The organism is Microbacterium sp. Gd 4-13, from assembly GCF_003095395.1.
Lineage (GTDB): Bacteria > Actinomycetota > Actinomycetes > Actinomycetales > Microbacteriaceae > Microbacterium.
The window spans coordinates 205,156-230,797 of sequence record NZ_QEIJ01000002.1; the positions used below are offsets into that span (position 1 = coordinate 205,156).

The following is a 25,642-nucleotide window of genomic DNA, read 5'->3' on the forward strand; positions in this document are numbered from 1 at the left end:
TCAGGCCGCGTAGATGTCGAAGCCGTCGCGGAAGACGACGGTCTTCTCCCCGGCGCGGACCGGAACGGGGAACCGGTTCGAGGCGGGAGGCAGGGGGCAGTTGTACTGGGCCGAGAAACCGCACGGCGGCACGAACGCGCGGTTGAAGTCGAGGATCACGCGCTGCGGGTCGTCGGCGTGGTGCTCCACGAAGAGGAACCGGCCGGCGCCGTACGTCTCGTCGCCGTTCGTCGCATCGCCGAAGACGAGCAGGAGCTTCCCGCCGTCGTCGAAGGCGGCGAGCGTGTAGTCGCGCCCGTCGAGGGTCAGCGCGATGTCACCGGGGACGACGAGGTCTCGGGTGCCGCCGTTGTCGCGGATGTGCTCGAAGGGCACGGTGCGGCCTTCCGCCACCGGGGTGAAGGTGCCCTCGAGCACCCACGTCGGGTCGTAGGGGTAGGCGTCGATGCGGTCGAACGCGCGGATCGCGGGGGCGTCGGCGTCCCAGAACCGCAGGCCGTGCTCGACCGCGCCGCTGCCGTCGATCGCGGTGCGCTGGATCGGCGTGACCTCGACGGTGCCGGATGCTGTGGATCGGGCGGCGTCGATGTCGGGGCGCTCGCCGGTCCAGCGGGTCTCCACGAGGGAGAGGTTGCCGGTCGGCGAGGCGACAGCGCGCTCTCGGGCGGCGTGCCAGCGGGCGTGGTCTTCGGGTGCGGCCATGGTTCGAACATTCTCGGTCGGGGGGAGTCGACGGCCGAATCGACCGTCACGAAGAGCAATGCGCGCCGACCGCGATGTATTCCCCCGCATGCAGGGGGCGGGCGTCGCGCCGCCCCCGGGCGAGGGGGCGGCGGCGTTCGACGCCCCCTCGGTAGAATGGGACGGATCTGTGCCATCGACGCGAGGAGCGCCCATGCCTGGAATCGTCATCGTCGGAGTCCAGTGGGGCGACGAAGGCAAGGGGAAGGCGACCGACCTCCTCGGCGAACGCACCGACTGGGTCGTGAAGTTCAACGGCGGCAACAACGCCGGCCACACCGTCGTCATCGGCGACGAGAAGTACGCCCTGCACCTGCTGCCCTCGGGCATCCTGTCGCCCGGTGTCATCCCGGTCATCGGCAACGGCGTCGTCGTCGACCTCGAGGTGCTCTTCTACGAGCTCGAGGCGCTGAACGCCCGCGGCCTCGACACGTCGCGTCTGCGCGTCAGCGCCAACGCCCACGTCATCACTCAGTACCACCGCACGCTCGACAAGGTCACCGAGCGCTTCCTCGGCAAGCGTCAGATCGGAACGACCGGCCGCGGCATCGGTCCGGCCTACGCCGACAAGATCAACCGCGTCGGCATCCGCGTGCAGGACCTCTTCGACGAGAACATCCTGCGGCAGAAGGTCGAGGGCGCCCTCGACGGCAAGAACCACCTCCTGGTGAAGGTCTTCAACCGGCGCGCGATCGCCGTCGACGAGATCGTCGAAGACCTGCTCTCGTACGCCGAGCGGCTGCGGCCGATGGTCGCCGACACCTCGCTTCTGCTGAACGAGGCGCTCGACGCCGGCGAGGTCGTGGTCTTCGAGGGCGGCCAGGCGACCATGCTCGACGTCGACCACGGCACCTACCCCTTCGTCACGTCGTCGTCGGCCACCGCCGGCGGCGCGGCGACCGGTGCCGGCGTCGGACCCAACCGTCTCGACCGCATCGTCGGCATCGTGAAGGCCTACACGACCCGCGTCGGGTCAGGCCCGTTCCCCACCGAGCTCTTCGACGAGCAGGGCGAATGGCTGCGCTCGCGCGGCTTCGAGTTCGGCACCACCACCGGGCGTCCTCGCCGGGTGGGCTGGTACGACGCTCCGATCACGCGGTACGCGACGCGCATCAACGGCATCACCGACCTGGTGCTCACGAAGCTCGACATCCTGTCGGGTCTCGAGCAGATCCCCGTGTGCGTCGCCTACGACGTCGACGGGGTGCGCTTCGACGAGGTGCCGGTGAGCCAGACCGACTTCCACCACGCGAAGCCGATCCTCGAGTACTTCCCGGGCTGGAAGAGCGACATCTCGGGTGCCCGCACCTTCGATGACCTCCCGAGGGAGGCGCAGGACTACGTGCTCGCGCTGGAGGGCATGAGCGGCACGCGCATCTCGGTCATCGGAGTCGGCGCCGCCCGCGACGCCGTGATCGTGCGCACGCCTCTGGTCGACTGATGCGCCTCTGGGTCGGCGGGTACTCCGCGAGCGGCAAGGGCGAGGCCGAAGGCATCGGGCTGCTGCAGGCGGGCGAGGCCGACTCACCCTGGGCCTCCGGCCCGCTCGGGCTGGGACCGACGGCCGTCGTCGAGCCCGGCTCACCCTCGTGGATCGCCCGTCACCCCTCGCTCGACGTGCTCTACGCCGCCCTCGAAGGCGACGGCACGGTGCAGGCGTACCGCCTCACCGGCGAGACGACTCTCGCGCGCCACGGGCGTCCCGTCGAGGCGGGCTCGGCGGTGTGCCACGTCGGCGTCTCACCCGACGGCGCTTTCCTCCTCGCGAGCTGCTGGAACGACGGGCGCGTCGTGCGGATGGCGCTGGATGCGGAGGGGCGGCCCTCGTCGCCCTGGATCGCCCCCGCCGCGAGCGATCCGTTCGGACCCGACGCCCCCGCGGCGGTCGCCTCTTCGCCGGTGAGCGACCTCGCTGCCGCGACCCGAGCGCTGCGGGAGGCCGCGGGTGCGGAGTTCGCGCACCTCGTTCCGGATCACGACGAGCCGGATGCGGCGGAGCCTCCGACGGCGGGCGACGGCGCAGCATCCGACGGCCCCTCCGAGCCGCGCCCCTCCCGGGCTCACCAGAGCGTCTTCCTCGGCGGAGGCCTTGTGGCCACCACCGACATGGGGCTCGACCTCGTGCGCTTCTGGCGGGCGACGACGGGCGGGCTTCGGCTGGTGCAGGAGGTCGTGCTCCCCCGGGGGAGCGGCCCCCGGCACACCGTCTGGCACCCGAGCGGGCATCTGTACGTGCTCACCGAGCTCAGTTGCGAGGTGTTCGCCCTGCGCGCGGGCGTCGACGGGGTGTGGCGCATCGTCTCCGGTGTCTCGCTGTCGCCCGACGTGCAGCTCGGGTCGGACACCGCCGCCGAGATCACCCCGAGCCATGACCGCGAGATGCTCTACGCGGGGGTACGCGGAAGCGACGCGCTCGGCGTCGTGCGCATCACCGGAGATGGCAGCGGTCTCGTGCCGCTCGCTTTCGTGGAGGCGGGCACGCACTGGCCGCGCAACCATGTCGTGGTGCGCGACACCCTCCTCGTCGCCGGCCAGCGGGCGAGCGAGGTCGTCTCGCTCCTCATCGACGAGCGCACCGGCATTCCGGGACGTGTCCGTCACCGCACTGCGGCTCCGACCCCGACCTGCCTGCTGCCGACACGCTGACCGAACGTCGGAGATCCACGCCGAGGTCGGAGAATCGGCCTCGCACGCTCCGACGACGGTGACGTTCTCCGGCGGTGGCGCGTGCGCGACGGCTACTTCTTCGCGTCCTGGCGCGGCACGACGACCTGCTTCACGATCAGCAGGATCGACGCGGTGACGGGGATCGCGACGAGGGCTCCGAGGAGTCCGAGCAGTGTTCCGCCGACCAGCGCTCCGATGACGACGAGCGCTCCGGGCACCGAGATGGTGCGGTTCATCACGCGCGGTGTGAGCACATATGCCTCGAGCTGCATGTACACGAGGTAGATGCCGGCGAAGATGAGCGCGTCGATCGGATCCACGAACAGGACGAGTACGGTTCCGATCGCCCAGAAGAGAACCGAACCGACGAGCGGGATCAGCGTGATGCAGAACGCGACAACGGCCATCAGCGCGGGGAACGGGAAGCCGAGGAAGAGGAGGAGGAAGAACGCGACGACCGCGTTGCAGAACGCCAGCACCACCATGCCCATGAGGTACCCGCCGACGGAATCGGTGATCTGCTCCGTCATATCGGCGACGCCCGAGCGGTTGCGAGCCGGCACGAGGCGGACGAACGCGGTCTTCATGTTCGGCAGCGATGCGAGGAAGTAGAGGCTGAGGACGATCACGATGATGACGCCGGAGATGCCGGTACCGATCGTGATGCCCACCTGGAGCACGCCGCCGCCGATCGCGGCGATATTGCCGGGATCGGTGAGGAACTTCTGCACGTCGGCGACGATGTCGGTCACGCTGTCGCCGAAGTTCGCCTGGAGCCACTGGTAGACGTCGCTGCGCATGAATTCGCTGACGAGCCCGGGGGCGTCGGTGACGAACTGGGTGACCTGCCGGACCACGGTGGGGATGATCAGCAGCAGGATGCCGATGAGCACCCCCGCGAAGGCGATCGACACCACGACGATCGACCACGCGCGCGACAGCCCGCGACGCCCGAGGAACCGCACCAGGGGGTCGAGCCCGAGAGCGGCGAACAGCGCGAAGGCGACGTAGATGATGACCGTCGAGAGGTTCGAGATGGCGATCCCGAGCAGCACCGCGGCGAGTCCGCCGAGGGTGATGAAGAATCCGACGCCGAAGGGGCTGGCCAGATTGGCCCAGATCGGCTTGTTCGGAGAGCGGCCCTCGGAGTGCACGCCGTCGGCGCCGGGCGAGGTCGGATCCGCGTCTGAGGCGGACTTCTTAGGGGTGACGCGCATGGGTCACACTCTAGGGCTGCGGCGGCGCGACCACAGGGAACGCGGCACTGCGGTGTGCGCCCGGCCAACCGGTATCGTCAAAGCCGGAGGAAGCCATGACCGAACCCACATCGACCGAGTCCGACCCCGCCGTGGTTCTGGCGGGGCTCCGCGGGAGCATCGACAACATCGACGCGGCTCTGATCTTCCTGCTCGCCGAGCGCTTCCGCTGCACCAAGCAGGTGGGGGTCCTCAAGGCCAAGCACGACATGCCGGCGTCGGATCCGACACGCGAGGAGCAGCAGATCGCGCGCCTCAGGAGGCTCGCCGAAGACGCCGACCTCGATCCCGCCTTCGCTGAGAAATGGTTCAACTTCGTCGTCGCCGAGGTGATCCGCCACCACCGCAACGAGGCGGCCGCCCAGCAGTCCTGAACCCCGTCACCGAGCCCGGCCCGGACGAGTGGTCGGGGGGTGCAGGTGCGCCCCGCGATGCGCTTTGTGCTCGCCGCGGTGAGCTTATACGTATTCATGTTACAGCCGGGTGTCGAAAGATTTCGCGTGAATTAGGCTTCCCTAAGCGGTATGCATACGTATACGGTGTGGCCATGTCATCCACCAAGAAGCGCGCATTCGCCCTCATCGTTGCGGCGGCCGTGGGTGCACTCGCTCTAGCAGGATGCGGCGCCGGCAGCCGCACCGGCAACGCGAATGCCACCGAGGTCACTTGCGATTACACAGCCCCCGATTCGGCGACCACCGTCAACGTGCTCGCCTACAACTCCTCCGCCATCGACCCGTTCACCGACACCATGGTGTCGAGTTGCTCCAAGGACGATGTCACCGTCAAGCACGACCCCATCGACTTCGGTGGACAGGTCACCAAGACGACCGCCACCCTGGCGGGTGACACCGGCACCTACGACATCATCGAAACCTACGGATTCGTCATCCCCGGCCTCGCCACCGACGAGAAGCTCGTACCCCTGAACGACCTGTACGACAAGTACGCCGCCGACTACGGTCTCGACAAGATCAGCGAGTCGATGCGCACCGGAATGTCGTTCGACGGCGAGCTCTACGCCCTGCCGATGCAGGCGCAGATGTTCGTCATGGCGTACCGCACCGACATCTTCGAGGAGCTCGGCATCGAGGTGCCGACCACGTTCGACGAGATGATCGCGGCTGCCGAGAAGATCAAGGCCGCGGGCAAGATGGACTACCCCATCGCACTGCCGTGGCTCGCCACCTCCGACGTGTCCACCAGTTTCCAGGCGGCGATGAACTCGCTGGGCGCCGACTTCGTCAACGACGCCGGCGATGTCACGCTCGACACCCCCGAGGCGCAGCAGGCGCTCGAGGGAATGCTGGCGCTCAAGCCGTACATGGACCCGCAGGTCACCACCTTCGACCAGCCCAAGGTGCAGCAGCAGATGTACAACGGCACCGCGGCGATGTCGATCATGTTCTCCGGACGCATGAGCGACCTCACCCTCGATACGAACAGCAACCTCGCCGATTCGTTCGCCTTCGCGGGACCGCCGAAGCTCACCAGCTCCGCCGAATACGCGTACAACCGTCTCTCCATCGACGGGTGGTCGATCCCCTTCAACACCGAGCTCGACCACGACATGCTGTTCGTCATGATGGCCTCGGCCGTCAGCGAGGAGGCATCGACAGCATCCGTCCCCGCGGCCTACCCGGCGCGCGAGGGTATGGTCACCGCCGAGAACTCGCCCTACGGCGAGGCTGCCAACGAGTCGATCGCGGCCGCGATGCCGCCCGTCGTCTCGCCGGTGCTCGCCGACCTGACGAACGAGATCCGTCCGATCCTCGTCCAGATCCTGGCGGGCAACGTGTCGGTCGACGAGGGTATGGCGCAGATGCAGGCCGCGGGCGAAGCCTTCGTCGGCTGATCGACGTCCACCCACAACCACCGACGAGTGCGGCCCGGATCCTGGTCCGGGCCGCACTCCGGCGAAGGGAGTAACGCCCATGAAAGCGCGCGAGTTCTGGCTGCTTTTCGCTCCGAGTTTCCTCATCATGGCGGGGCTGCTGGTCATCCCGCTGGTGCGGACGATCCAGTGGAGCTTCGAGAGCGTCCGCTACGGCACCCCCGGCACCTTCGTGGGTCTCGCCAATTTCGCCGACGCCCTGACCGACGTGCGGTTCGGGAAGGCGGCGCTGTTCACGGTCGTCGTCACCGTCATCACGACGGCCATCCTGCTGGTTCTGGGATACATCATCGCGACCGGCATCAACCGGCTCACCACCTCTCGGCCGCTGGTGCTCGGCATCATGCTGGTGTCGTACGTGCTGCCGAACCTCGTCGGCGCCGTCGCCTACTCGTGGCTGTTCGACGACAACTTCGGAGGCGTGGCCAATCGCTTCATCGGTCTCCTGGGCGGCAGCCAGGTGCTGTGGTTCACCGATCAGGTGCCGAACGCGATCCTCGTGATCTCGAACACCGTGTGGCACATGCTGCCCTTCGCGATGCTGATCATCCTGGCGGGCCTGCAGGGCGTGCCGGCCGAGCTCAAAGAGGCCGCGAGAATCGATGGGGCGAACGGTCTGCAGACCCACCTTCACGTCATCATCCCGACGATCAGGGGCGTGGTCGGGTTCGTCACGCTGATCTCGATCATGGACGTGCTGCGCATGTTCGACAACCTGATCCCGTTGTCGCCACAGGCCGCGGCGATCGGCAACGAGTCGATCATGCTCTACGTCTACTCCGTGGCCTTCGCCGACGGAGCGCAGAACCTCGGACTCGGCAGTGCCATCAACGTCCTCACGATCGGGCTGATCCTGGTCATGCTCATTCCCTTCATCCGCGGCATCTTCAAGGAAGCGAGGGTCGCACGATGACGCTCACCAGTGACGGACTCTCCACCCGTGCCATCACCACCGGAGATATCGAAGGCAAGGGGCCCCGCCGGCGCCGCGGTCGCTGGGGGCGTCCGCCCATCGTCACCGGGCTCCTGCTCGCCATCCTCTGCGTGGTGATGCTCAGCCCCTTCATCTGGATGACCCTCTCGGTCACGAAACCCACCAACGTGGCTTTCGCCAATCCGCCGGTGGTGTGGGGGTACGAGCCGACGGTTCAGGCCTTCGTCGACCTGTGGCAGACGACGTACTTCGCCGACTACCTCGTGAACACCGTCGTGGTGGCCGTGGTCTCGACCGTCGTCGCGCTCATCATCGGCATCCCCGCGGCGTATGCGCTGTCGCGGTTCCCGAGCTACGTCTCCGCCCTTCTCCTCGTGCTCGCCCTCATCTTCCGAGCTCTCCCACGGTTCGCCGTGGTGCTGCCGATGTACGACATCAGCCGCGCACTCGGGATCTACGACACGACGTTCGCCCTGGCGATCGCACTCGTGGCGATCAATCAACCGTTCACGATCTGGCTGTTGCGCAACTTCTTCGCCGAGATCCCACGCGAACTGGACGAGGCCGCGATGATCGACGGATGCAGCAGGATCGGGATGCTGCGTCGCGTGATGATTCCGCTGATGGGCCCGGGAATCCTCACGGCCGGGATCTTCGTCTTCCTGTTCGCGTTCCAGGAGTACCTCACGGCGCTCGTTCTGACGGACTCGTCGTCGAAGACGGTGCCGGTCTTCATCGCCACGCAGCTGGGCCAGACGCTGCCGATGCTCCAACAGGCGGGAGCGGCCTCCATCCTCCTGACCATTCCGGTGGTGGTGATCGCATTCATCGCGCAGAAGTACCTCGTCGCCGGGCTCAGCGACGGCGCGGTGAAGGGCTGAGCGGGGTGTCGGCCGTGCCGCTCGTCCTCCTGGCGGGGATGAACTGCACGGCCGACCTCTGGGCGGGGTGCGGTCTCGACGATGCGCTCACTCCCGAGCTGACCGAGGAATCCATCGACGCCCAGGTCGAGCACCTGCTCGATACGCTGCCCCCGATGTTCGCGCTGGGCGGGCTGTCGCTGGGGGCGATCGTGGCGATGGCGCTGATCGCCCGGGCGCCCTCCCGTGTCGCCGGGCTGTGCCTGGTGTCGACCAATGCCAAGGCGCCGACCGACGAGCAGCGACGATCGTGGCGGGGCTGGATCGATCGGCTCGACCGCGGCGAATCCGCCCGGTCGCTCCAGGAGTCGATCATCGACGCGCTGCTCACACCCCGGACCGTGGCCGATCGGCCCGACCTGGTGGCGCGCACCGCGGCGATGGGAGAGTCGACGGGAGCGGAGACCCTGCGCGCGCAGTTGCTGATGCAGGAGACGCGCACCGACCAGCGACCGGGCCTTCGGGCCGTCCGCGTGCCGACCCTCGTGGTGTCGGGGGCGCACGACACGGTGTGCCCCCCGTCATTCCACGTCGAGATCGCGAACGAGGTCAGGGGTGCGCGGGTGGTGTCACTGGATGCGGGGCACCTGCTGCCCCTCGTGCAGCCGGCCGCCTTCGGCGCCCTCGTCCGTTCGTGGCGCGACCGGCGCCTCACCCCCGCGGGGTCAGCAGCGTACGCAAGTGGCTCATGAGGGCGTGGGCCAGGTTGTAGACGACCAGGTGCGCTCCGTCGTCGAACGCGGCGGTCGCAGCATCCGTCGTCCCCACGATGTCCATGCGGAGCTTCCCCGCCGACGCGATCGACGCGTTGACGCGGGCGGAGGCTTCGGCGACGGGGAGGTCGTCGGCATGCGACGACGCGGCGAGGTCGGCGGGGCCGATCATGATCCCGTCGAGCCCGGGTGTCGCCACGATGTCTGCGGCCGCCGCGACCCCCGCGGGGGATTCGATCATGCCGATCACGAGGGTGTTCTGGAGGAACCAGTCTTTGTGAGCCGCCGCGTCGGCCTCACCGAAGCGACCGGCGCGGCTGTAGGTGGCGAACCCCCGGGCTCCGAGCGGCGGGTAGTGCGCCGCGGCGACGAGCGCGGCGGCGTCGCGGGCGTCGTCCAGATGCGGCGCAACGACCCCGACCGCTCCCTGGTCGAGCACCCGGAGGATCGAGCCCCCGTCGCCTTCGCCGACGCGGACGATCACGGGAACGCCGTGAAGGCCGGCCGCGGCGATGTGCTGGCGGAGGGCGAGAAGGTCGGCCGGGCCGTGCTCGCAGTCGATCAACACGAAGTCGTAGCCCGCGACCGCGGTCATCTCGACGAGCTCCTCGGCGGGCATGCGCAGCAGAACGCCGAGGAGGCGCTCGCCGGCCAGCGCGCGAGCGCGCAGAGACTCGGGCATCACGCGACCATCCCGGCGGACAGGTCGATGTCGGCACCGCACATGCCCGACATGCCGAGCATCGCCACGACGGCGCCGCCGACCTCCTCCTCGGTGACCATCCGGCCCAGCGCCGCGCGCGAGACGAACGCCGCTTCCGCGTCGTCGACCGTGCTCCCCGAGCGCTCCGCCTCGAGGCGGAAGTTGCGCTCCATCCGAGGCCCGGCGACCGGACCCGGCGAGAGGGTGTTGACGCTGACGCCGGCCGGACCCACCTCGAAGGCGAGAGTGGACGTGAGCCCGAGGACGGCCATCTTCGAGGCGGTGTAGGGCGTCCGGTGGGCCAGCGGCCGCTTTCCCGACACCGACGCGATGTTGATCACGTCGCCGGAGCCGCGGGCGGTCATGGCGGGCAGGAAGGCCCGGCACATGAGGAACGTGCCGCGGACGTTGATGTCGAAGACCTCGTCCCACTGCTCCACCGAGATGTCGGTGAGAGCGGCGACAGGACCGGCGATGCCCGCGTTGTTGACGAGGATGGAGATCTCGGTGTCGGCCAGCGCATCGCGCAGTCGGTCGACCGACGAAGGGTCGGCGACGTCGCAGACGACGCGCCGCGCCTTCGTCCCCAACCGGTCGACGATCGCGTCGAGCTTCGACGGATCGCGGCCGACGACGACGACCTCGGCGCCCGCCTCGTGCAGCGCCGTGGCGATGGCCGCCCCCAGTCCGCTTCCGCCGCCCGTGATCACCGCGGTGCGGCCGCCGAGGTCGGTCATCGGGCGCCGGTCTCCGCGCCCACGCTCTCGTCGATCCACCCGAAGGTGGCGCCGCCGTGTCGCCACGCGCGCGCGTCGCCCGAACGGGCGTGTCCTTCGAACAACTCCACGCGCGCCGCACGTCCGCACACCTCTCCCAGGAGGGCCGAGGAGGACGGCTCGACGATCTCCTGGTAGGTGACCGTGCGCAGGTACTTTCCGACCCAGAGTCCGCCGGTGTAACGGGCCGCGCCGAGGGTCGGGAGCACGTGGTTGGTGCCGATGACCTTGTCGCCGTACGACACGCACGTGTTCTCGCCGAGGAAGAGGGCTCCGTAATCGTGCATCTTGGTGAGGGCCTCGCGGGGCTCCTTCGTGAAGATCTGCACGTGCTCGAACGCGAAGGAGTCGGCCAGCTCGTAGGCCTCGTCGATGTCGTCGACGACGATCACCTGACCCCAGTCACGCCAGGCGGGCTCCGCATAGTCTCTCGTCGACATCCCCGGCAGCAGGGCTTCGATGTGGGCGATCACCTTCTCGCCGAGCGTCTGCGAGGTGGTGATGAGCACGGCGGGCGACTCCGGGCCGTGCTCGGCCTGCGACAGCAGATCGACCGCGGTGAAGAACGGGTCTGCGTCGTCATCGGCAACGATGAGGATCTCGGTCGGACCGGCGAAGAGGTCGATGCCGACCTCGCCGAAGAGCTGACGCTTCGCCTCGGCGACGTAGGCGTTGCCCGGGCCGGCGATGAGGTTGACCGGGTCGATCGTCTCGGTGCCGACCGCCATCGCCGTGACCGCCTGCACTCCGCCGAGGATGTAGATCTCGTCCGCGCCAGCCAGCTTCATGGCCGCCACGGTCGCCGCGGGGATCTCACCGCGGATCGGCGGCGTGCACGCCACCACGCGGGGGACCCCCGCGACCTTCGCCGTGATGATCGTCATGTGCGCCGAGGCCGTCAGGGGATACTTGCCGCCGGGGATGTAGGCGCCCGCGGCCTGCACGGGGACATGCTTCTGTCCGAGGTGCACACCGGGCAGGGTCTCGATCTCGATGTCGGTGAGTGAGTCGCGCTGAGCCTGCGCGAACCGGCGAACCTGGGTCTGGACGAAGACGATGTCGTCGATCACCTGCTGATCGAGGGTGTCCATGATCTCGGCGATCTGCGCGTCGTCGAGACGGAAGGACTCCGCGGTCCATTTGTCGAACTGGTCGGCGTAGCGGCGGACGGCCTCATCGCCGTTCGAGCGGATGTCGGCGATGATCGAGCCCACCCGGGCGGCGACGTCGGTCTGCGCGGTGTCGGTGAACGATTTCGTCGGGGCGCTCTTCAAGTAAAGGGGCATCGGTGCATCCTCTCGTGCATACGTATGTGCTCATCATGACTGCGTATGCATGGACAGGTCAAGCGGTCGGATAGACTTTGACGCGTCGTGGCGAGACCGCAGGGGGTGCAATGGCTGTCACCAGCAGAGACGTCGCCCGGCTCGCGGGTGTCTCGCAGCCGACCGTCTCTCGAGCGCTCCGCGACGACCCGCGTGTCTCGTCCGAGACGAAGAAGCGCGTCAGGGAGGCCGCCGACCTTCTGGGCTACGTCCCCAGCGAGGCCGGCCGTGCCCTCTCGTCGGGGCGCACGCGGCGCATCGGTCTGCTCGTCACCGATCTGGGCAACCAGTTCTACTCCCACATCATCGCGCCGGTGCACCACGAGCTGGAGGGCATGGGCTATCAGCTCGTGCTCCACACCGAGACGGCCGACAACGAGACGGTCGCAGAGCGGCTCATCGCCAACGGGCTCGACGGGGTGATCCTCGCCACGGCGACCGTCGATTCGGTGGCCCCGTTGCGGTTGCGCGACCGCGGTCTGCCGTTCGTCTATTTCAACCGGACGGCCGCCTTCGTCGACGCGGACGCGACGGTGGTCTCGCCGATGGCAGGCTTCTCGGACGCCGTGAGGCGCGCTGTCGAACTCGGCCACCGGCGGGTGGGGGCGGTGCTCGGTCCGAGCAACACCAGCACCGCGCAGACGCGCGAGGTGGCGTTGCGGGCCGCGCTCGCCGAGCGCGGGGTGGCGCTCGATCCCGCATTCGTCCGTCGCGGCAAGTTCGACACCGCCTGCGGAGACTCCGCGACCACGGAGCTGCTCGCCCTCCCCGATCCGCCCACCCTCATCTTCTGCGGCAACGACGTCGTCGCCTACGGCGCGCTGAACGCCGCCCGACGGGCGGGGGTCGCTGTGCCCGATGACGTGTCGATCATCGGGTTCGACGACCTGCCCCCCGCGGCGTGGCCGATCATCGAGTTGTCGACGATCGCGTACGACTTCACACAGATGGCACGAGAGGCGGCGAAGCTCATGGCCCGGCGCATCGAAGACCCCGACGCCGACGTCTCGCACGTCGAGTTCCCGACCTCCTTCGTCGAGCGTCGAACCCTGGCGGTCGCGCCTCGTCGCTGACGCCGGAACCCGGTCAGCGCATGCGCTGACATCCCCTTGCGGGCTTGTTGTGCATACGCATACACTGCCAACAACGACACCCCGCCCGCCACGCAAGACGCGGCCGGGACCAACCCCAAGGAGTTCACGCGTGCCTCTCGATCCGGTGGCCTACCAGCCGTATGCAGACCCCGACGATTTCATCCGCGAGGTCACCGACCTCATCTGGGTGGACCGTTCGATCAGCTACATCCGCGAGAACTATGAACCGGACTCGATCGTGCACGGGGCCTACGGAACCTCGACGTCGCGCGACGAGGTGATCGAGGGCACTCTCATGCGCATCTCGGCGACGCCCGATCGCACCGGCCAGGCCGAAGACGTCATCTGGGAGGCGCGCGGCGATGACGCGTTCCTGAGCTCGCACCTGGTGCTGTCGGGTCACCTGCAGGCGCCGGAGTACAGCCGTACCATCGCCAACTGCCTCTACCGACGAGGCCGCATGGTCGAGGAGTGGGTCGTGCGCGACACCCTCGCCGGGGCGCTCGAGCGCGGCGACGACCTCGACGAGCTCGCCCGTGCCCAGGCCTTCCGGGGCTACACGGGGTCGTGGACGGAACCCGCCCCCGTCGACCCGATCGCCCGGGGTGATTCGGGTCCGCGCGCCGACGATCACCGCTCAGAGGTCGAGACCGTGATCGACATGATCCAGACGGTCTGGAACGACCGTGACCTGCAGAAGGTCGAGAAGTACTTCGAGCGCGACCTCGTCCTCCTGACCGTCGGCAACCGCCTCGTCATCCGGCCCGAGGGCTACCGCCGCTCCCTGCTGCGCTTCCTTGAGGCTTTCCCGGCCGGGCAGTTCGAGATCCGCGACATCCAGACCAACTACGACGTCCGCTACGCGGGCCTGCGCGTGGCCGTCACGTGGAAGTTCGTCGGCGACTACTCCGGCAAGCCGAACTACGGGCCCCTCACGGGCAAGCCCGTCGACCTGCTGGGCATCTCGCAGTTCACGTTCCACAAGGGGGCGTTGACGAAAGAGGTACGGCTCTGGGACGACATCGCCCTTCGCGCCCAGATCGCCGGCATGCGCGGCGACGAGAGCGTCGGCCCCTCCAACATCTACTGATTCGCACGACACAGAGAGAGAAGACGAAAATGAGCACCGATCATCTGAGCCAAGACGTCACCGTCGATGAAACAGAGATCGAGCGTCGCACGATCCGCAAGACGGATTGGGCGCCCCACAACGCGGCTTTCATCGACTGCCGCACCCCGGGCTCCGACCGCAAGGAGAACTACGCCTTCATCGGTGGCGGCGTCTCGCAGAATGCCGGTCAGGTCATCAACCTCACCGAGGAACACGGATTCAACACCGGTGCCGCGGGCATGCCCAAGGGCATCTCGAACAACCTCCACCTGCACTTCACCGCCGAGGTGTTCGTGAACCTCGGCGGCGAGTTCCGGCTGCGCTGGGGGATCGACGGCAAGCAGGGCGAGTACGTCAGCACCGACGGCGACATCATCTCGATCCCCACGTGGATCTTCCGCGGCTTCACGAACGAGGGTCCTGACGACGGCATCCTGTGGACCGTGCTGGGTCGCGACGTGACGGGCGGCATCATCTGGGGCCCTTCCGTGCTCAAGGAGGCGGAGTCCTACGGCCTGCACCTGACGGCGGACAACCAGCTGATCGACACGGTCGCCGGTGATGTGCTCCCCGAGGGCGTCTCGCTGATCAAGCCGATCCAGCAGAAGTACGTCGACGAACTCAGCACCTACTCGGTCGAGCAGATGCGCGGCCGCGTCATCCAGCCCGGCGACCGCGTCTACAGCAGCAACGCCCTGCTGTGCGCCAGTCTCCCCGGCGGTGGCGCCGAGCTCAGCCTGGCCATCGGGTACGGCATGAGCGAGGATCGGCGCCAGGTGCCCCGCATCCACGAGCCCCACTCGTTCAACATGGCATGGGTCCGCGCGGCGGAGGACGAGGGAATCCTTCGCCACCGTCACGACAAGACGCAGGCACTGCTGGTGAAGTCCGGCCGGTGGGCCGTCACTCTCAACGGCGACCCGGCCACCACCGTGGAGATCGGTCCCTCGGACTCGTTCTCGGTGCCCGTCGGAGCCTGGCGGGCGTTCCGTTGCATCGAGGCGGGGGAGTCGGGCCACGGAGAACTCCTCGTCGTCAACTCCGGCGACGACCGTGTCTACATCGACTGGGCGCCCGAGGTCGTCGACGCCGCCCGCGACGCCGACTGGATGATCGACCCCAACGGATACCTCGCACCGGTCGGTGTGATGATCACGGCCACCGAGGACGACTGATCTCCTCCCCCGACGTATGACACGTACTCTCAGGGTCGCCGCGACCTCGCCCGACATTCGTGTGGGCGAGGTCGCCGGCAATTTCGCGCGTATCCGCGACGCCGTGCTCCGCTCGGGCAGTGACGGCGCGGGTCTCATCGTCGTGCCCGAACTCGCCACGAGCGGATACGTGTTCGCCGATCGCGCCGAGGCCTTCGCCGCATCCGTCGCCCGCGACGATCCGCGGTGGCGCGACCTCGCCGCCGCGCTGCCGCGCGGGGCGGTCGCCGTCGTGGGGTACGCCGAGCGAGACGGAGAGCATTTGTACAACACCGCCGCCGTCCTCACCCGAGACGAGCGCATCGGTGACTACCGCAAGGCGCACCTCTGGGGGATGGAGGCGGACTTCTTCCGCACCGGGGATGCTGCGGGGGCGCTGTTCGAGACACCCGTCGGGCGTCTCGGCGTCGCGATCTGCTACGACAACGAGTTCCCCGAGGTTCCGCGGCGGCTCGCGCTGGCCGGTGCGGACGTGCTGGCGCTGCCGGTGAACTGGCCGCTCGTCGCGCGCCCGGAAGGAGAGCGCGCCCCGGAGACGATCCAGGCCATGGCGGCGGCACGGTCCTCACGCCTGGCCACCGTCATCGCGGATCGTCGCGGCGTGGAGAGGGGGGTGCCGTGGACGGGCGGCACCGCGGTCATCGACGAGGACGGCTGGGTCGCGGCATCCGCAGACGTCGACGGCATCGCCGCGACGACCATCTCGTTGCGCGGTGACAAAGGTCTGCCACCTCGCAACGACCTCTTCGCCGACCGCCGTCCCGACCTCTACGCGTGAGGTCAGGCGGGGGAGCGGCCGGCATGGTCGCCCACCCTGGCCATCAGCAGCTGTTGGGCGAGCTGCGCGAGCCGGCGCGTCGCGGGTGAGAGGTAGGCGCCGTCGCGCTGCACGAGGGCGATCGTGTCGTAGATCGGATCGGCGAACGGGGTGACGGCGACCCCCGGCGGGAACGAGGGCGACTCGGCGATCGTTCGCGAGACGATCGTGTCGGCGGCGCCGGTGGCGACCAGGCTGATCGCCGTCTCGACGTGTTCGACCTCGATCGCCGGCTCGATGGTGAGCCCCTCCAGTCGCGCCCGAGCGAGAAGTTGCCGTCGCGTGGGGTCGTTCCACGCGGCGTAGGCGTCGTAGAGCACGAGCTTCGCCGACGACACCTCTGACGTCGTCACGGGGCCGTCGGCGGGGCGACGGTGTGCGGATGCGTAGAGCACCTCGTCGCGGAAGAGCGGGGTGATGCGCAGCCCCGATTCCTCGACCGGCAGCACGACGAGACCCGCTTCTATCTCGCCGGCGGCGATCGACTCCGCGACGAGCGCGGAGTTGAGTCCGACGAGGCGCACCTTCACGTTCGGGTGCTGCGCGTGGAAGCGCTCGACCAGGTCGGACAGGTCGTAGTAGGCGGCGTTGCGCAGCACCCCGAAGGTGCACGTACCGCCCTCGAGCGCGTGGAGCGCGCGGACGGTCTCGAGACCGTTGTCGATCGCGCTCACGGCCTGCTCGGCGTGAGCGCGCAGGGCGAGGGCGGCATCGGTGGGGGTGAGTCGTCGACCGCCCCGGGCGAACAGCTTCACCCCCAGCTCTCGTTCGAGACGCGCCACGAGCTCCGAGACGGAGGCCTGAGCGCTGTCGAGCTCGACAGCGGCCGCGGTGAACGAGCCGAGGTCGAGGGCGGCGAGGAATGCCTTCAGCTGCGCGATGGTCACAGCCAATGGTAAACCCGATGGTTCACATCGTATCCACTGGGCTTGTGGGGTATCAGCGCGAACGCTTAGCTATCTGTCATGCGCTTCACTCCCGTTCTGCTGCAGAGCCTGCAGGGCTCTTTCCACCACCTCAAGACTCCGCTCGTCGACGCTCCGGCCGCGCAGCGCGATCCCGCCGTGATCGAGACGGTTTCGGCGATGCTCTCCGACATCCAGCGCCGCGGGATGGACGCCGTGCGCGACTACGCGCGCACCCTCGACAACGACACCGGCGGCGAGATCGAGCTCACCGCGGCGCAGATCGCGACGAGCGGCGACCGCCTCCCGGCCGATCTCCGCGCGGCGATCGAGCTCGGCGCGGAACGGACGCGGGCCTTCGCCGGGGTTCAGCGCTCCCACCTGAAGGACTTCGAGACCGAGCTGGTCCCGGGGCTGGTCACCGGCGCGCGCTACGTACCGGTCTCCCGCGTCGGGGCATACCTCCCGGCCGGGCGCTTCCCCCTGACGGCCAGCGCGTTCATGACCGTCGGTGTGGCCAAGGCAGCCGGCGTTCCCACGGTCATCGCGTGCACCCCGCCGCAGCCCGGCGGTGGCGCCAACGACGCGGTCGTCTACGCGGCCCACCTCTCCGGCGTGGACCGCGTGTTCGTGCTCGGCGGAGTGCAGGCACTGGCGGCCATGGCGTACGGGCTGCTCGGAGAGCTGCCGATCGACATGCTCGTCGGTGCGGGCAACGCCTACGTCGCCGAAGCGAAGCGCCAGCTCTTCGGCACCGTGGCGATCGACCTGCTCGCCGGGCCCTCCGAGGTCGCGGTCATCTCGGACGAGACCGCCGATCCCGAGATCGTCGCCGCCGACCTCCTCGGGCAGGCCGAGCACGGGCCGAACTCGCCCGCTGCCCTCGTGACGACGTCGGAGGAGCACGGACGTGCGGTGATCGAGGCCGTCGAGCGACAGCTGAGCGGACTCGCCACGGAGCCCATCGCCGGGCCGGCGTGGCGGGACTACGGCTCGGTCACGGTCGCCGCCGACCGCGAAGCAGCGGTCGTGCTGATGGACGATCTCGCCCCGGAGCACCTCGAGGTGATCACCTCGGACGACGCGTGGTACCACGACCACCTGCGCAACTACGGCTCGATCTTCCTCGGCGCGTGGAGCACGGTCGCCTACTCCGACAAGGGCATGGCGGGGACGAACCACGTTCTGCCGACCGCCGGCGGCGCCAAGCACAGCGCGGGGCTGTCGGTCTCCCGCTTCCTCAAGCCGTTGACCTACCAGCGCATCACCCGCGACGCCACCCCCGAGCTGGCGCACGCGGTGCAGGTCATCTCCGACTCCGAGGGGATGGCCGCGCACAGCGCCACCGCCACGATGCGCCTCGATACCTTCGCCACGTCGGAGTCGTGATCTCGGGCGCGACGACGGCCGGCGCGCAGTGGTGGCGCTCGGCCGTCATCTACCAGATCTATCCGCGGTCGTTCGCCGATGCGAACGGAGACGGGGTCGGCGATCTCGCCGGCGTGACGGCGCGCCTGTCCGCCCTCGAGGCGCTGGGGGTCGACGCCATCTGGCTGAGCCCCTTCTACGTGTCGCCGCAGAAGGACGCCGGGTACGACGTCGCCGACTACTGCGACGTCGACCCGCTCTTCGGCACGCTCGACGACTTCGACGTGCTGCGGGCGGCCGCCCACGCTCGGGGCATCCGTGTGATCGTCGACCTCGTGCCGAACCACTCGTCCGACCGGCATCCGTGGTTCCACGACGCGCTGCGCGCCGCCCCGGGCAGCCCGGAGCGCGCGCGATACATGTTCCGCGACGGCCGGGGGCCGGGCGGCGACCTGCCGCCCAACAATTGGCAGTCGCTGTTCGGGGGGCCGGCGTGGACCCGGACGCTCGACGCCGACGGCGCTCCCGGCCAGTGGTACCTGCACCTGTTCGACACCTCGCAGCCCGATTTCGATTGGACCAGCCAGGATGTGCGGGCGGAGTTCCGCCGCATCCTGCGCTTCTGGCTCGATCGGGGCGTGGACGGCTTCCGCGTCGACGTCGCGCACGGGCTGGTGAAGGCCGAGGGGCTGCCCGATTACACCCCCGACCCGCACGCGGGGTCGATGGGCGGCGACGAGTACGGCGTGCCGTACTGGGCGCAGCCGGGAGTGCACGACATCTTCCGCGACTGGCGCTCGCTGCTCGAGGAGTACGACGGCGACCGGGCCCTCTGCGCCGAGGCCTGGCTGCCCTCGATCGAGATGACGAGTCTCTGGGTGCGCCCCGACGAGATGTCGCAGGCGTTCAACTTCGCCTATCTCGAGACGCCCTGGCACGCCGGCAGGCTCCGCGCCGTCATCGACGAGTCGTTGCGCGCCTACGGTGCGGTCGGCGCGCCCAGCACGTGGGTGCTGTCGAATCACGACGTGGTGCGGCACACGGCCCGTCTCGCGCTCACCGCCGAGAACCCGCAGGGGCACGGGATCGGTCCGGACTCGCCCGGTCGCCCCATCCCCGAACTGGGCCTGCGACGCGCGCGAGCGGCGACGACCGTGATGCTGGCGCTGCCCGGATCGGCCTATCTCTACCAGGGCGAGGAGCTCGGACTCCCCGAGGTCGTCGACCTTCCCGCCGCTGCACGTCAGGACCCGACCTGGGCCCGCTCGAACGGCGAGCGGTACGGGAGGGACGGATGCCGGGTTCCTCTGCCGTGGGAGGCGGACGCGCCCTCGTACGGCTTCGGTGCGACTCATGCGCCGCCTTGGCTGCCGCAGCCGGAAGGGTGGGCGCCGTTCGCCCGTGACAGTCAGGAGCGAGATCCCGACTCGACACTGCACCTCTATCGACGGCTCCTGGCGGCTCGTCGCGAGGCGCGACTCGGTGCCGGGACGCTCGAATGGCTCTCCCTGGGGGAGGATTCGGTGGCCTTCCGTAACGGGAAGGTCACGATTGTCGCCAATCTCGGGCAGACGAATGTGCCCCTTCCCGCGGGTCGGGTGATCGTCGCGAGCGAGCCCTTCTCGGGGGCCGAGCTGCCCCCCGACGTCGCCGTCTGGATCGCCGCCGAATAAGGGATCCCGCGGCCTTCCGGCGGGGGCTCCGCGTGCTCCGTCGGCGACGCCGTCTCACGCGCCGGCGTACCCGGATCGAGGCTCGCGGCACCGTGCAGGTCGCCTCGCGGCCCGATTTGCCAACGCCCCCGAGGCCGTGACACGTTGAGATGTGCCCGTTGCCGGGCCACCCGACCAGTCCGCGGTCGCGGTGACATCTCCCGAGGGTGTCAGACCGCGATCGTACGGTCGGCGGTCTTTGCGTGCGGGTCCGACACCCGCCGCCCGGCCGCGCCTCGACCCGAGGTGCGCGTCTGCGACCGCCACCCGGGCGTGACCGATGCCGTCCCCGCGCGGGGCAGCCGAGGTACACACTGTGACCGTTCTTCCGCCTGCCCTCGAGGCGCGCAATCTCTTCAAGGTCTTCGGACGCAGTCCCCAGAAGGCCGTCCAACGCCTGAAAGCCGGCGAGAGCCGCACCGACGTCGCCGACGCGGGAACCGCCGCCGTCATCGACGCGAGCTTCGACGTCGCCGAAGGCGAGATCTTCGTCATCATGGGCCTGTCGGGTTCCGGCAAGTCGACGATCATCCGCATGCTCAACGGGCTCCACGACGCCACCGCCGGGTCGGTCCACGTGCACGGCGAGCCGGTGACCGGCACCACCGCGGCGAAGCTGCGGGCGTTGCGCCGAGACCGCGTCTCGATGGTGTTCCAGCACTTCGCGCTCCTGCCGCACCGCTCGGTCGCCGAGAACGTCGCGTACCCGCTCGAGCTGCGGGGCGTCGCCAAGACCGAGCGCCTCGCGCGCGCCGAGGAGATCCTCTCGCTCGTCGGGCTCGAGGGGTGGGGCGACAAGCTCCCCGACGCGCTGTCGGGCGGCATGCAGCAGCGCGTCGGCATCGCCCGTGCCCTCGCGGCCGATCCCGATGTGCTGCTGATGGACGAAGCCTTCAGCGCCCTCGATCCCCTCATCCGTCGCGAGATGCAGGAGCAGCTGCTCGCGCTCCAGCAGAAGCTGCAGAAGACGATCGTCTTCATCACGCACGACCTCAACGAGGCCATGCTCCTGGGCGACCGCATCGCCGTGATGCGCGACGGTCGCATCGTGCAGATCGGCACGCCGGAAGACATCCTCACCGACCCGGCGAACGACTACGTGGAGCAGTTCGTGCAGGACGTCGATCGCGCACGCGTGCTGACCGCCGCCAACGTCATGGAGCGCCCGCGGCCCGTGGTCACCGAGACCGCCGGACCCCGCTCCGCCCTGCGCCAGATGCGCGACGCGTACATGTCGGCCGCGTACGTCGTGGGGCGCGACCGCCGCCTCCTCGGCGTGGTCACCGATCGCGACGCGATCGCCCTGGTCCGACGCGGCGAGGGCTCGGTCACCTCGGTGATCCGCCCCGCCCCGCTCACCGTCTCGCAGGACGAGGTGCTGATGAATCTCTTCGTCCCCGCGGTCGAATCGCCCGTGCCGCTGGCGGTGACCGACGCCGAGGGCAGGCTCGTCGGCGTGATCCCCCGCGTCACCCTTCTCGCGGCGCTCGGCCCCGGCCCCGGGGCGACCGACGAGATCACGATCCCCGTCGTCCCGCTTCCCGCGACCGTCATCGACGAGGCCCTCGCGGAGTCGGCCGACGATGCATCCACCACCACAGGAAAGGCGGCAGTGTGATGGAAGACTTCCGTATTCCCGTGGGTTCCTGGGTCAAGGGCGGGGTGGACTGGATCCGCGACAACCTCGACGGACTGCTCGACGCGATCGCATGGATCGTGCGCCTCCTCGTCGACACGCTCACCGACGTGCTGGTGAGCACCCCGATCCCCGTGGCCATCGTCGTCGCGGCGCTCATCGGCTGGCTGGTCCGATCGTGGCAGCTCGGTGTGGGCACCCTGGTGTCGTTCACCCTCATCGTCGGCATGGCCCAGTGGACCGCCTCGATGCAGACCCTCTCCCTCGTGCTCGTGGCCACCCTGATCGCGGTCGCGATCTCGGTGCCGCTGGGCATCTGGTCGGCGCGCAACGCCCGGGTGCGCTCGATCCTCAAGCCCGTGCTCGACTTCATGCAGACGATGCCCGCCTTCGTCTACCTGATCCCGGCGATCACGTTCTTCAGCATCGGCGTGGTCCCCGGTCTCGTATCCACGGTGATCTTCGCCCTCCCGCCCGGCGTGCGGCTGACCGAGCTCGGCATCCGCGGCGTCGACTCCGAGACCGTCGAGGCCGGCCACGCGTTCGGCGCCAAGCCGGGGCAGATCCTCCGCGGCATCCAGCTTCCCCTGGCGATGCCGACGATCATGGCCGGCGTCAACCAGGTCATCATGCTCGCGCTGTCGATGGCGGTCGTGGCCGGCATCGTCGGGGCCGACGGCCTCGGCAAGGAGGTCGTCTCGGCGATCTCGACCGTCAACCTCGCGAAGGGCGTCGAAGCGGGCCTCAGCGTCGTCATCATCGCGGTCTACCTCGACCGCGTGACCGCCGCGCTCGGCAACCCCTCGGAGTACCGCGGCTCGCTCCTCGGTCTGATCTCCCGTCGCCGCGCCGCTCAGCGGGCGATCGCGCCCTCGGCCGACGACAAGGACGCCACGGCGGAGGCCGACCGCATGAAGGCATCGCCGCGTCGCGCCCCGATCAGCACCAACGGCTGACACACGGGCCTCGGCCCGACCTCACTGAACCCATACGGAACGCAGCAGAACATACGAAAGGAACACCATGCAGATGTCCCGCAAGATCACATCCCTCGTGGCTCTCGGAGCCGCAGCATCCCTCGCCCTCGCAGGTTGCGCGAGCGGAGCCGGTGACGGCGACAGCAACGCCGACTCCGGCGACAAGGGCACCATTACCCTCGGCTTCCTCCCCTCGTGGACTGACGGCCTCAGCACCGCCTACCTCCTCCAGAACCAGCTCGAGGAGCTCGGCTACACGGTCGAGATGGAGACGCTCACCGAGGCGGGCCCGCTCTACACCGCGCTCGCCCAGGGCGACATCGACATCTACCCGTCGGCATGGCCCGAGCTGACCCACGCGTCCTACATGGAGGAGTACGGCGACTCGATCGACGACCTCGGCGCCTACTACGACAACGCGAAGCTCACGCTCGCGGTGCCGAGCTACTCCGACATCGACTCGATCGAAGACCTCGCCGGCCAGGCCGACCGCTTCGACGGCAAGATCTACGGCATCGAGCCCGGCGCCGGCCTGACCAAGCAGACCCAGGAGGTCGCACTCCCCGGGTACGGTCTCGACGGCGAGTTCGAGCTCGTCACCTCGTCGACCGCGGCGATGCTCACCGAGCTCGACAACGCGATCGCCGCGCAGGACGACATCGTCGTGACGCTGTGGCGTCCGTTCTGGGCCAACGACGCGTTCGACATCAAGGACCTCGCCGACCCGCAGGGCCTCATGGGCGACCCCGAGGCGCTGCACTTCCTCGGCGCGTCGGGCTTCGCCGAGAAGTACCCGGATGCTGCGGAGCTGATCTCCGGCATCAAGCTGGACGACGAGCAGTACGGCGCCCTGGAAGACATGGTCGTCAACGAGTACGGCGAGGGGCGCGAGGCCGAGGCCATCACCGCGTGGCTCGAGCAGTACCCCGACGTGATCCCCGCGGTCGCGGCGCGCTGACCTGAGTTCGATGAGCGGGCGGGTTCCTTCCGGGGAGCCCGCCCGTTCTCTCGTTCACGCACGGGGCGCGGCCACGAGCGGAGGAGACCTCACGGGCGGAGGACCGTCGGGGGCGCGGCGGTCAGCCGCTCGTGAGATGCCCTCCGGTCGTCACGGGCGGCGGCGTCAGACGCGGACGGGTGCTCCGAAGCGGGTGAGGAATCCCGCATGCTGCGACGGCATCGCGAGCACGGAGTCGGGCGGGCGCCTCGCGAGGTCGGCGAAGCCGCTGTCGCCGAGCAGCTCGTCGTCGAGGGCGAGGAGTTCGCCGTCGACGAGCGGCCACGGCTCGTGTTCGTTCGCGGCCCAGATCGTGCGGCCGAGGTGGGACTGGTGGAACCCCCATCGCGCGGTCAGGAACCGCGACAGGTCGGTGTCGACGGGGGTCGCGCCGGGAACGACCCGGATGCGCGTGCGCGGCCTCGGGCCGGGGCCGTGCCGGTGTGAGCGGTACTCGATCGCTTGCTCGTCGGCGCGGAGACCGGCTCTCGCCCAGCGATAGGGGAGGCCGAAGAGCGCCCGCGCGCCGGCGACCGGAAGCAGGTGCTCGGCCTCCAGTGTGAGGAAGACGACACCCCGGCGCCCGCGCTCATCGACGGCGTACGTGCGCACGTTGATCTCGACGAACGATCCGACCACGGGCACCGGCGGCAGAGGCAGGAAGCGGAAGTCGCCGAGGACGAAGGGGATCAACCCCACCCAGGCCGACCCGTCGAAGAGATCGGGGCGCGTTCCGGGCGGAAGGCGGCCGGCGATCGCGGCGGGGTCGACCCGCCAGTGCAGGAAGAGCGCCGTGCTCCACCGCTGCTCGATGATCGCGCGTCCGCCGAGCGGCGGTGCGCCGTCGTCGACGGTCACCGGTCGTACGGCCGGTCGCGGCCAGGCACGGGCCACACGGGGTCGCTCGGAGGCGTCGGGTCGTCGCCGCCCGAGGGCCGACGCGGTGCGTCGTCGGAGGACGCGCGAGACGATCGGGCGCGATCGAAGCGGTCTTTCGCCGCGCGGCTCATCGCCCGCACGGAGTCGGAGACGGCCCGTTGCGCGTTGTCGCCGAGGGTCTGCGCCATCTGCGACCACATCTCCGATGCCGCATCCGTCGTTCGCGGGGGTGCCTCGCCGGCCTGTCGACGCGCCTCGCGCTCGGCGTCGTCGAACGCGTGCCCGGCCCGACGCACCGCATCGCGGTAGGCGAGGAAGTCCGCCGGTGTCACCCGCACACTGCTCGAGCTGGGGCGCAGCCACTGCGCCTGCGACTGCTCGCGGAGGAACACCGCGAGCAGGGGCGAGCGGGCGTCGCTCATCGCGGGGTAGGCGAGCTGCAGGTCGATGTCGGTCTCGTAGGCCAGCCACCGGGCGTTCAGAGCGTCGTGCTGGGCCATGAGCCGGTCGAGCGGCAGCATGGCGCGCCCGGCACGGATGGCGGGCAAGGTGGCCTTCGCGGCCTTCAACCCCGCGCGTCGTGCGCGCAGGTCGGCGCCCGCGGCGCGCACCTGCCGCTGAGCGGCCTGCACGCGCGCCCGGGCGGCGGCGATGGCACCCGGAGCGACGCGGGATGCTGCGCTGTCGGCCTGCACGCGGGCGAGCTCGGCCTGCGCCACCTGCACCTCGGCGCGGCTGCGCGCGACGGCATCGCGCGAAGACTGCAGATCGAGTACGGCGGCGTCGAGCTCGAGCCGACGCGCGGCACCCTTGCTCATGGTCTTGCGTCCGAGGCCGCCCGCCGCCGCCGGCCGCTTCGCTCGCTCCCGCTGTGTGAGCACGCCGATCCAGCCGAGAGTGGCTGTGCCGGCCGCCGCAGGACCGATCCACCACCAGTCGGCCACGAGTAGCCAGAGCGGATCCACTCCTTCATGCTACGTCGCTCGTCGCGGCGGCGCCTCGT

24 protein-coding genes are annotated in these 25,642 nt (G+C 69.4%); 16 read left to right on the forward strand and 8 right to left on the reverse strand.

Annotation, left to right across the window (positions count from 1 at the left end; all coding sequences use genetic code 11):
• Positions 1-702, reverse strand: a complete 702-nt coding sequence (locus DEA06_RS05770; protein WP_116647016.1) for a DUF1684 domain-containing protein — start codon at positions 700-702, stop codon at positions 1-3.
• A gap of 193 nt (positions 703-895) precedes the next feature.
• Here DEA06_RS05770 and DEA06_RS05775 point away from each other — a divergent pair, with 193 nt between their 5' ends.
• Positions 896-2,182, forward strand: a complete 1,287-nt coding sequence (locus tag DEA06_RS05775; protein ID WP_116647017.1) for an adenylosuccinate synthase — start codon at positions 896-898, stop codon at positions 2,180-2,182.
• On the forward strand, positions 2,182-3,387 hold the full coding sequence (locus DEA06_RS05780; protein ID WP_116647018.1) for a beta-propeller fold lactonase family protein: 1,206 nt from the start codon (positions 2,182-2,184) through the stop codon (positions 3,385-3,387). The genes DEA06_RS05775 and DEA06_RS05780 overlap by 1 nt, the downstream gene beginning before the upstream one ends.
• A 92-nt stretch (positions 3,388-3,479) precedes the next feature.
• On the opposite strand, the gene DEA06_RS05785 is transcribed toward DEA06_RS05780, so the two are convergent.
• Positions 3,480-4,625: an AI-2E family transporter gene (locus DEA06_RS05785; RefSeq protein ID WP_116647019.1), complete on the reverse strand. Its 1,146-nt coding sequence runs from the start codon at positions 4,623-4,625 to the stop codon at positions 3,480-3,482.
• 95 nt (positions 4,626-4,720) lie between these two features.
• Here DEA06_RS05785 and DEA06_RS05790 point away from each other — a divergent pair, with 95 nt between their 5' ends.
• The 5 genes from DEA06_RS05790 to DEA06_RS05810 all read left to right on the forward strand — a co-directional run bounded on the left by DEA06_RS05790 (position 4,721) and on the right by DEA06_RS05810 (position 9,104).
• Positions 4,721-5,038, forward strand: coding sequence for a chorismate mutase (locus DEA06_RS05790; RefSeq protein WP_116647020.1), 318 nt, complete (start codon positions 4,721-4,723; stop codon positions 5,036-5,038).
• A 173-nt stretch (positions 5,039-5,211) separates the two neighbouring features.
• Complete coding sequence (locus DEA06_RS05795; protein WP_165817937.1) at positions 5,212-6,519, forward strand: extracellular solute-binding protein; 1,308 nt, start codon at positions 5,212-5,214, stop codon at positions 6,517-6,519.
• A 79-nt stretch (positions 6,520-6,598) separates the two neighbouring features.
• Positions 6,599-7,471, forward strand: coding sequence for a sugar ABC transporter permease (locus tag DEA06_RS05800; protein WP_116647022.1), 873 nt, complete (start codon positions 6,599-6,601; stop codon positions 7,469-7,471).
• Entirely contained in the window at positions 7,468-8,373 is a 906-nt protein-coding gene (locus DEA06_RS05805; RefSeq protein ID WP_116647023.1) for a carbohydrate ABC transporter permease, read from the forward strand. Before DEA06_RS05800 ends, DEA06_RS05805 begins: the two co-directional genes overlap by 4 nt.
• 5 nt (positions 8,374-8,378) lie before the next feature.
• Positions 8,379-9,104, forward strand: coding sequence for an alpha/beta fold hydrolase (locus DEA06_RS05810; protein WP_116647024.1), 726 nt, complete (start codon positions 8,379-8,381; stop codon positions 9,102-9,104).
• Here the strand turns inward: DEA06_RS05810 and DEA06_RS05815 are convergent.
• Genes DEA06_RS05815 through hisD (DEA06_RS05825) form a run of 3 tightly spaced genes read right to left on the reverse strand, consistent with a single transcriptional unit; the run spans position 9,064 to position 11,890 of the window.
• The gene (locus DEA06_RS05815) at positions 9,064-9,807 is read right to left on the reverse strand and encodes an aldolase/citrate lyase family protein (RefSeq protein ID WP_116647025.1); all 744 of its coding nucleotides are present in this window, start codon (positions 9,805-9,807) and stop codon (positions 9,064-9,066) included. The two genes, DEA06_RS05810 and DEA06_RS05815, sit on opposite strands and share 41 nt — an antisense overlap.
• A complete protein-coding gene (locus DEA06_RS05820) occupies positions 9,807-10,565 on the reverse strand; it encodes an SDR family NAD(P)-dependent oxidoreductase (RefSeq protein ID WP_116647026.1) in 759 nt (252 codons plus the stop codon). Before DEA06_RS05820 ends, DEA06_RS05815 begins: the two co-directional genes overlap by 1 nt.
• Positions 10,562-11,890, reverse strand: coding sequence for a histidinol dehydrogenase (gene hisD / locus DEA06_RS05825; protein WP_116647027.1), 1,329 nt, complete (start codon positions 11,888-11,890; stop codon positions 10,562-10,564). The genes DEA06_RS05820 and hisD (DEA06_RS05825) overlap by 4 nt, the downstream gene beginning before the upstream one ends.
• 110 nt (positions 11,891-12,000) lie before the next feature.
• Between hisD (DEA06_RS05825) and DEA06_RS05830 the strand changes: the two genes are divergently transcribed.
• From DEA06_RS05830 to DEA06_RS05845, 4 genes are all read left to right on the forward strand, one after another.
• On the forward strand, positions 12,001-13,002 hold the full coding sequence (locus DEA06_RS05830; RefSeq protein WP_116647028.1) for a LacI family DNA-binding transcriptional regulator: 1,002 nt from the start codon (positions 12,001-12,003) through the stop codon (positions 13,000-13,002).
• A 130-nt stretch (positions 13,003-13,132) separates the two neighbouring features.
• Positions 13,133-14,113 (forward strand): ester cyclase, encoded by a 981-nt coding sequence (locus DEA06_RS05835; protein WP_116647029.1) that lies wholly within the window; start codon positions 13,133-13,135, stop codon positions 14,111-14,113.
• A 29-nt stretch (positions 14,114-14,142) separates the two neighbouring features.
• On the forward strand, positions 14,143-15,309 hold the full coding sequence (locus tag DEA06_RS05840) for a hypothetical protein (RefSeq protein WP_116647030.1): 1,167 nt from the start codon (positions 14,143-14,145) through the stop codon (positions 15,307-15,309).
• 16 nt (positions 15,310-15,325) lie between these two features.
• Positions 15,326-16,126, forward strand: coding sequence for a nitrilase-related carbon-nitrogen hydrolase (locus tag DEA06_RS05845; RefSeq protein ID WP_116647031.1), 801 nt, complete (start codon positions 15,326-15,328; stop codon positions 16,124-16,126).
• A 2-nt stretch (positions 16,127-16,128) separates the two neighbouring features.
• Here DEA06_RS05845 and DEA06_RS05850 read toward each other — a convergent pair whose 3' ends face one another.
• Positions 16,129-17,052, reverse strand: coding sequence for a LysR family transcriptional regulator (locus DEA06_RS05850; protein WP_240606836.1), 924 nt, complete (start codon positions 17,050-17,052; stop codon positions 16,129-16,131).
• Positions 17,053-17,130: 78 nt separating this feature from the next.
• On the opposite strand from DEA06_RS05850, the gene hisD (DEA06_RS05855) reads away from it, so the two are divergent.
• The 5 genes from hisD (DEA06_RS05855) to DEA06_RS05875 all read left to right on the forward strand — a co-directional run bounded on the left by hisD (DEA06_RS05855) (position 17,131) and on the right by DEA06_RS05875 (position 23,721).
• Positions 17,131-18,459, forward strand: a complete 1,329-nt coding sequence (gene hisD / locus DEA06_RS05855) for a histidinol dehydrogenase (protein WP_116647033.1) — start codon at positions 17,131-17,133, stop codon at positions 18,457-18,459.
• The gene (locus DEA06_RS05860; RefSeq protein ID WP_116647034.1) at positions 18,456-20,111 is read left to right on the forward strand and encodes a glycoside hydrolase family 13 protein; all 1,656 of its coding nucleotides are present in this window, start codon (positions 18,456-18,458) and stop codon (positions 20,109-20,111) included. Before hisD (DEA06_RS05855) ends, DEA06_RS05860 begins: the two co-directional genes overlap by 4 nt.
• A 355-nt stretch (positions 20,112-20,466) precedes the next feature.
• The gene (locus tag DEA06_RS05865; protein WP_240606837.1) at positions 20,467-21,768 is read left to right on the forward strand and encodes a glycine betaine/L-proline ABC transporter ATP-binding protein; all 1,302 of its coding nucleotides are present in this window, start codon (positions 20,467-20,469) and stop codon (positions 21,766-21,768) included.
• Positions 21,768-22,742 (forward strand): proline/glycine betaine ABC transporter permease, encoded by a 975-nt coding sequence (locus DEA06_RS05870; protein ID WP_116647036.1) that lies wholly within the window; start codon positions 21,768-21,770, stop codon positions 22,740-22,742. The genes DEA06_RS05865 and DEA06_RS05870 overlap by 1 nt, the downstream gene beginning before the upstream one ends.
• A gap of 73 nt (positions 22,743-22,815) precedes the next feature.
• Positions 22,816-23,721 (forward strand): glycine betaine ABC transporter substrate-binding protein, encoded by a 906-nt coding sequence (locus DEA06_RS05875; protein WP_116647274.1) that lies wholly within the window; start codon positions 22,816-22,818, stop codon positions 23,719-23,721.
• A 165-nt stretch (positions 23,722-23,886) separates the two neighbouring features.
• Here DEA06_RS05875 and DEA06_RS05880 read toward each other — a convergent pair whose 3' ends face one another.
• Both DEA06_RS05880 and DEA06_RS05885 read right to left on the reverse strand, forming a co-directional pair.
• Positions 23,887-24,618 (reverse strand): DUF2071 domain-containing protein, encoded by a 732-nt coding sequence (locus tag DEA06_RS05880; RefSeq protein WP_116647037.1) that lies wholly within the window; start codon positions 24,616-24,618, stop codon positions 23,887-23,889.
• Complete coding sequence (locus tag DEA06_RS05885; protein WP_133241706.1) at positions 24,615-25,604, reverse strand: hypothetical protein; 990 nt, start codon at positions 25,602-25,604, stop codon at positions 24,615-24,617. The genes DEA06_RS05880 and DEA06_RS05885 overlap by 4 nt, the downstream gene beginning before the upstream one ends.
• Positions 25,605-25,642 lie beyond the last annotated feature (38 nt).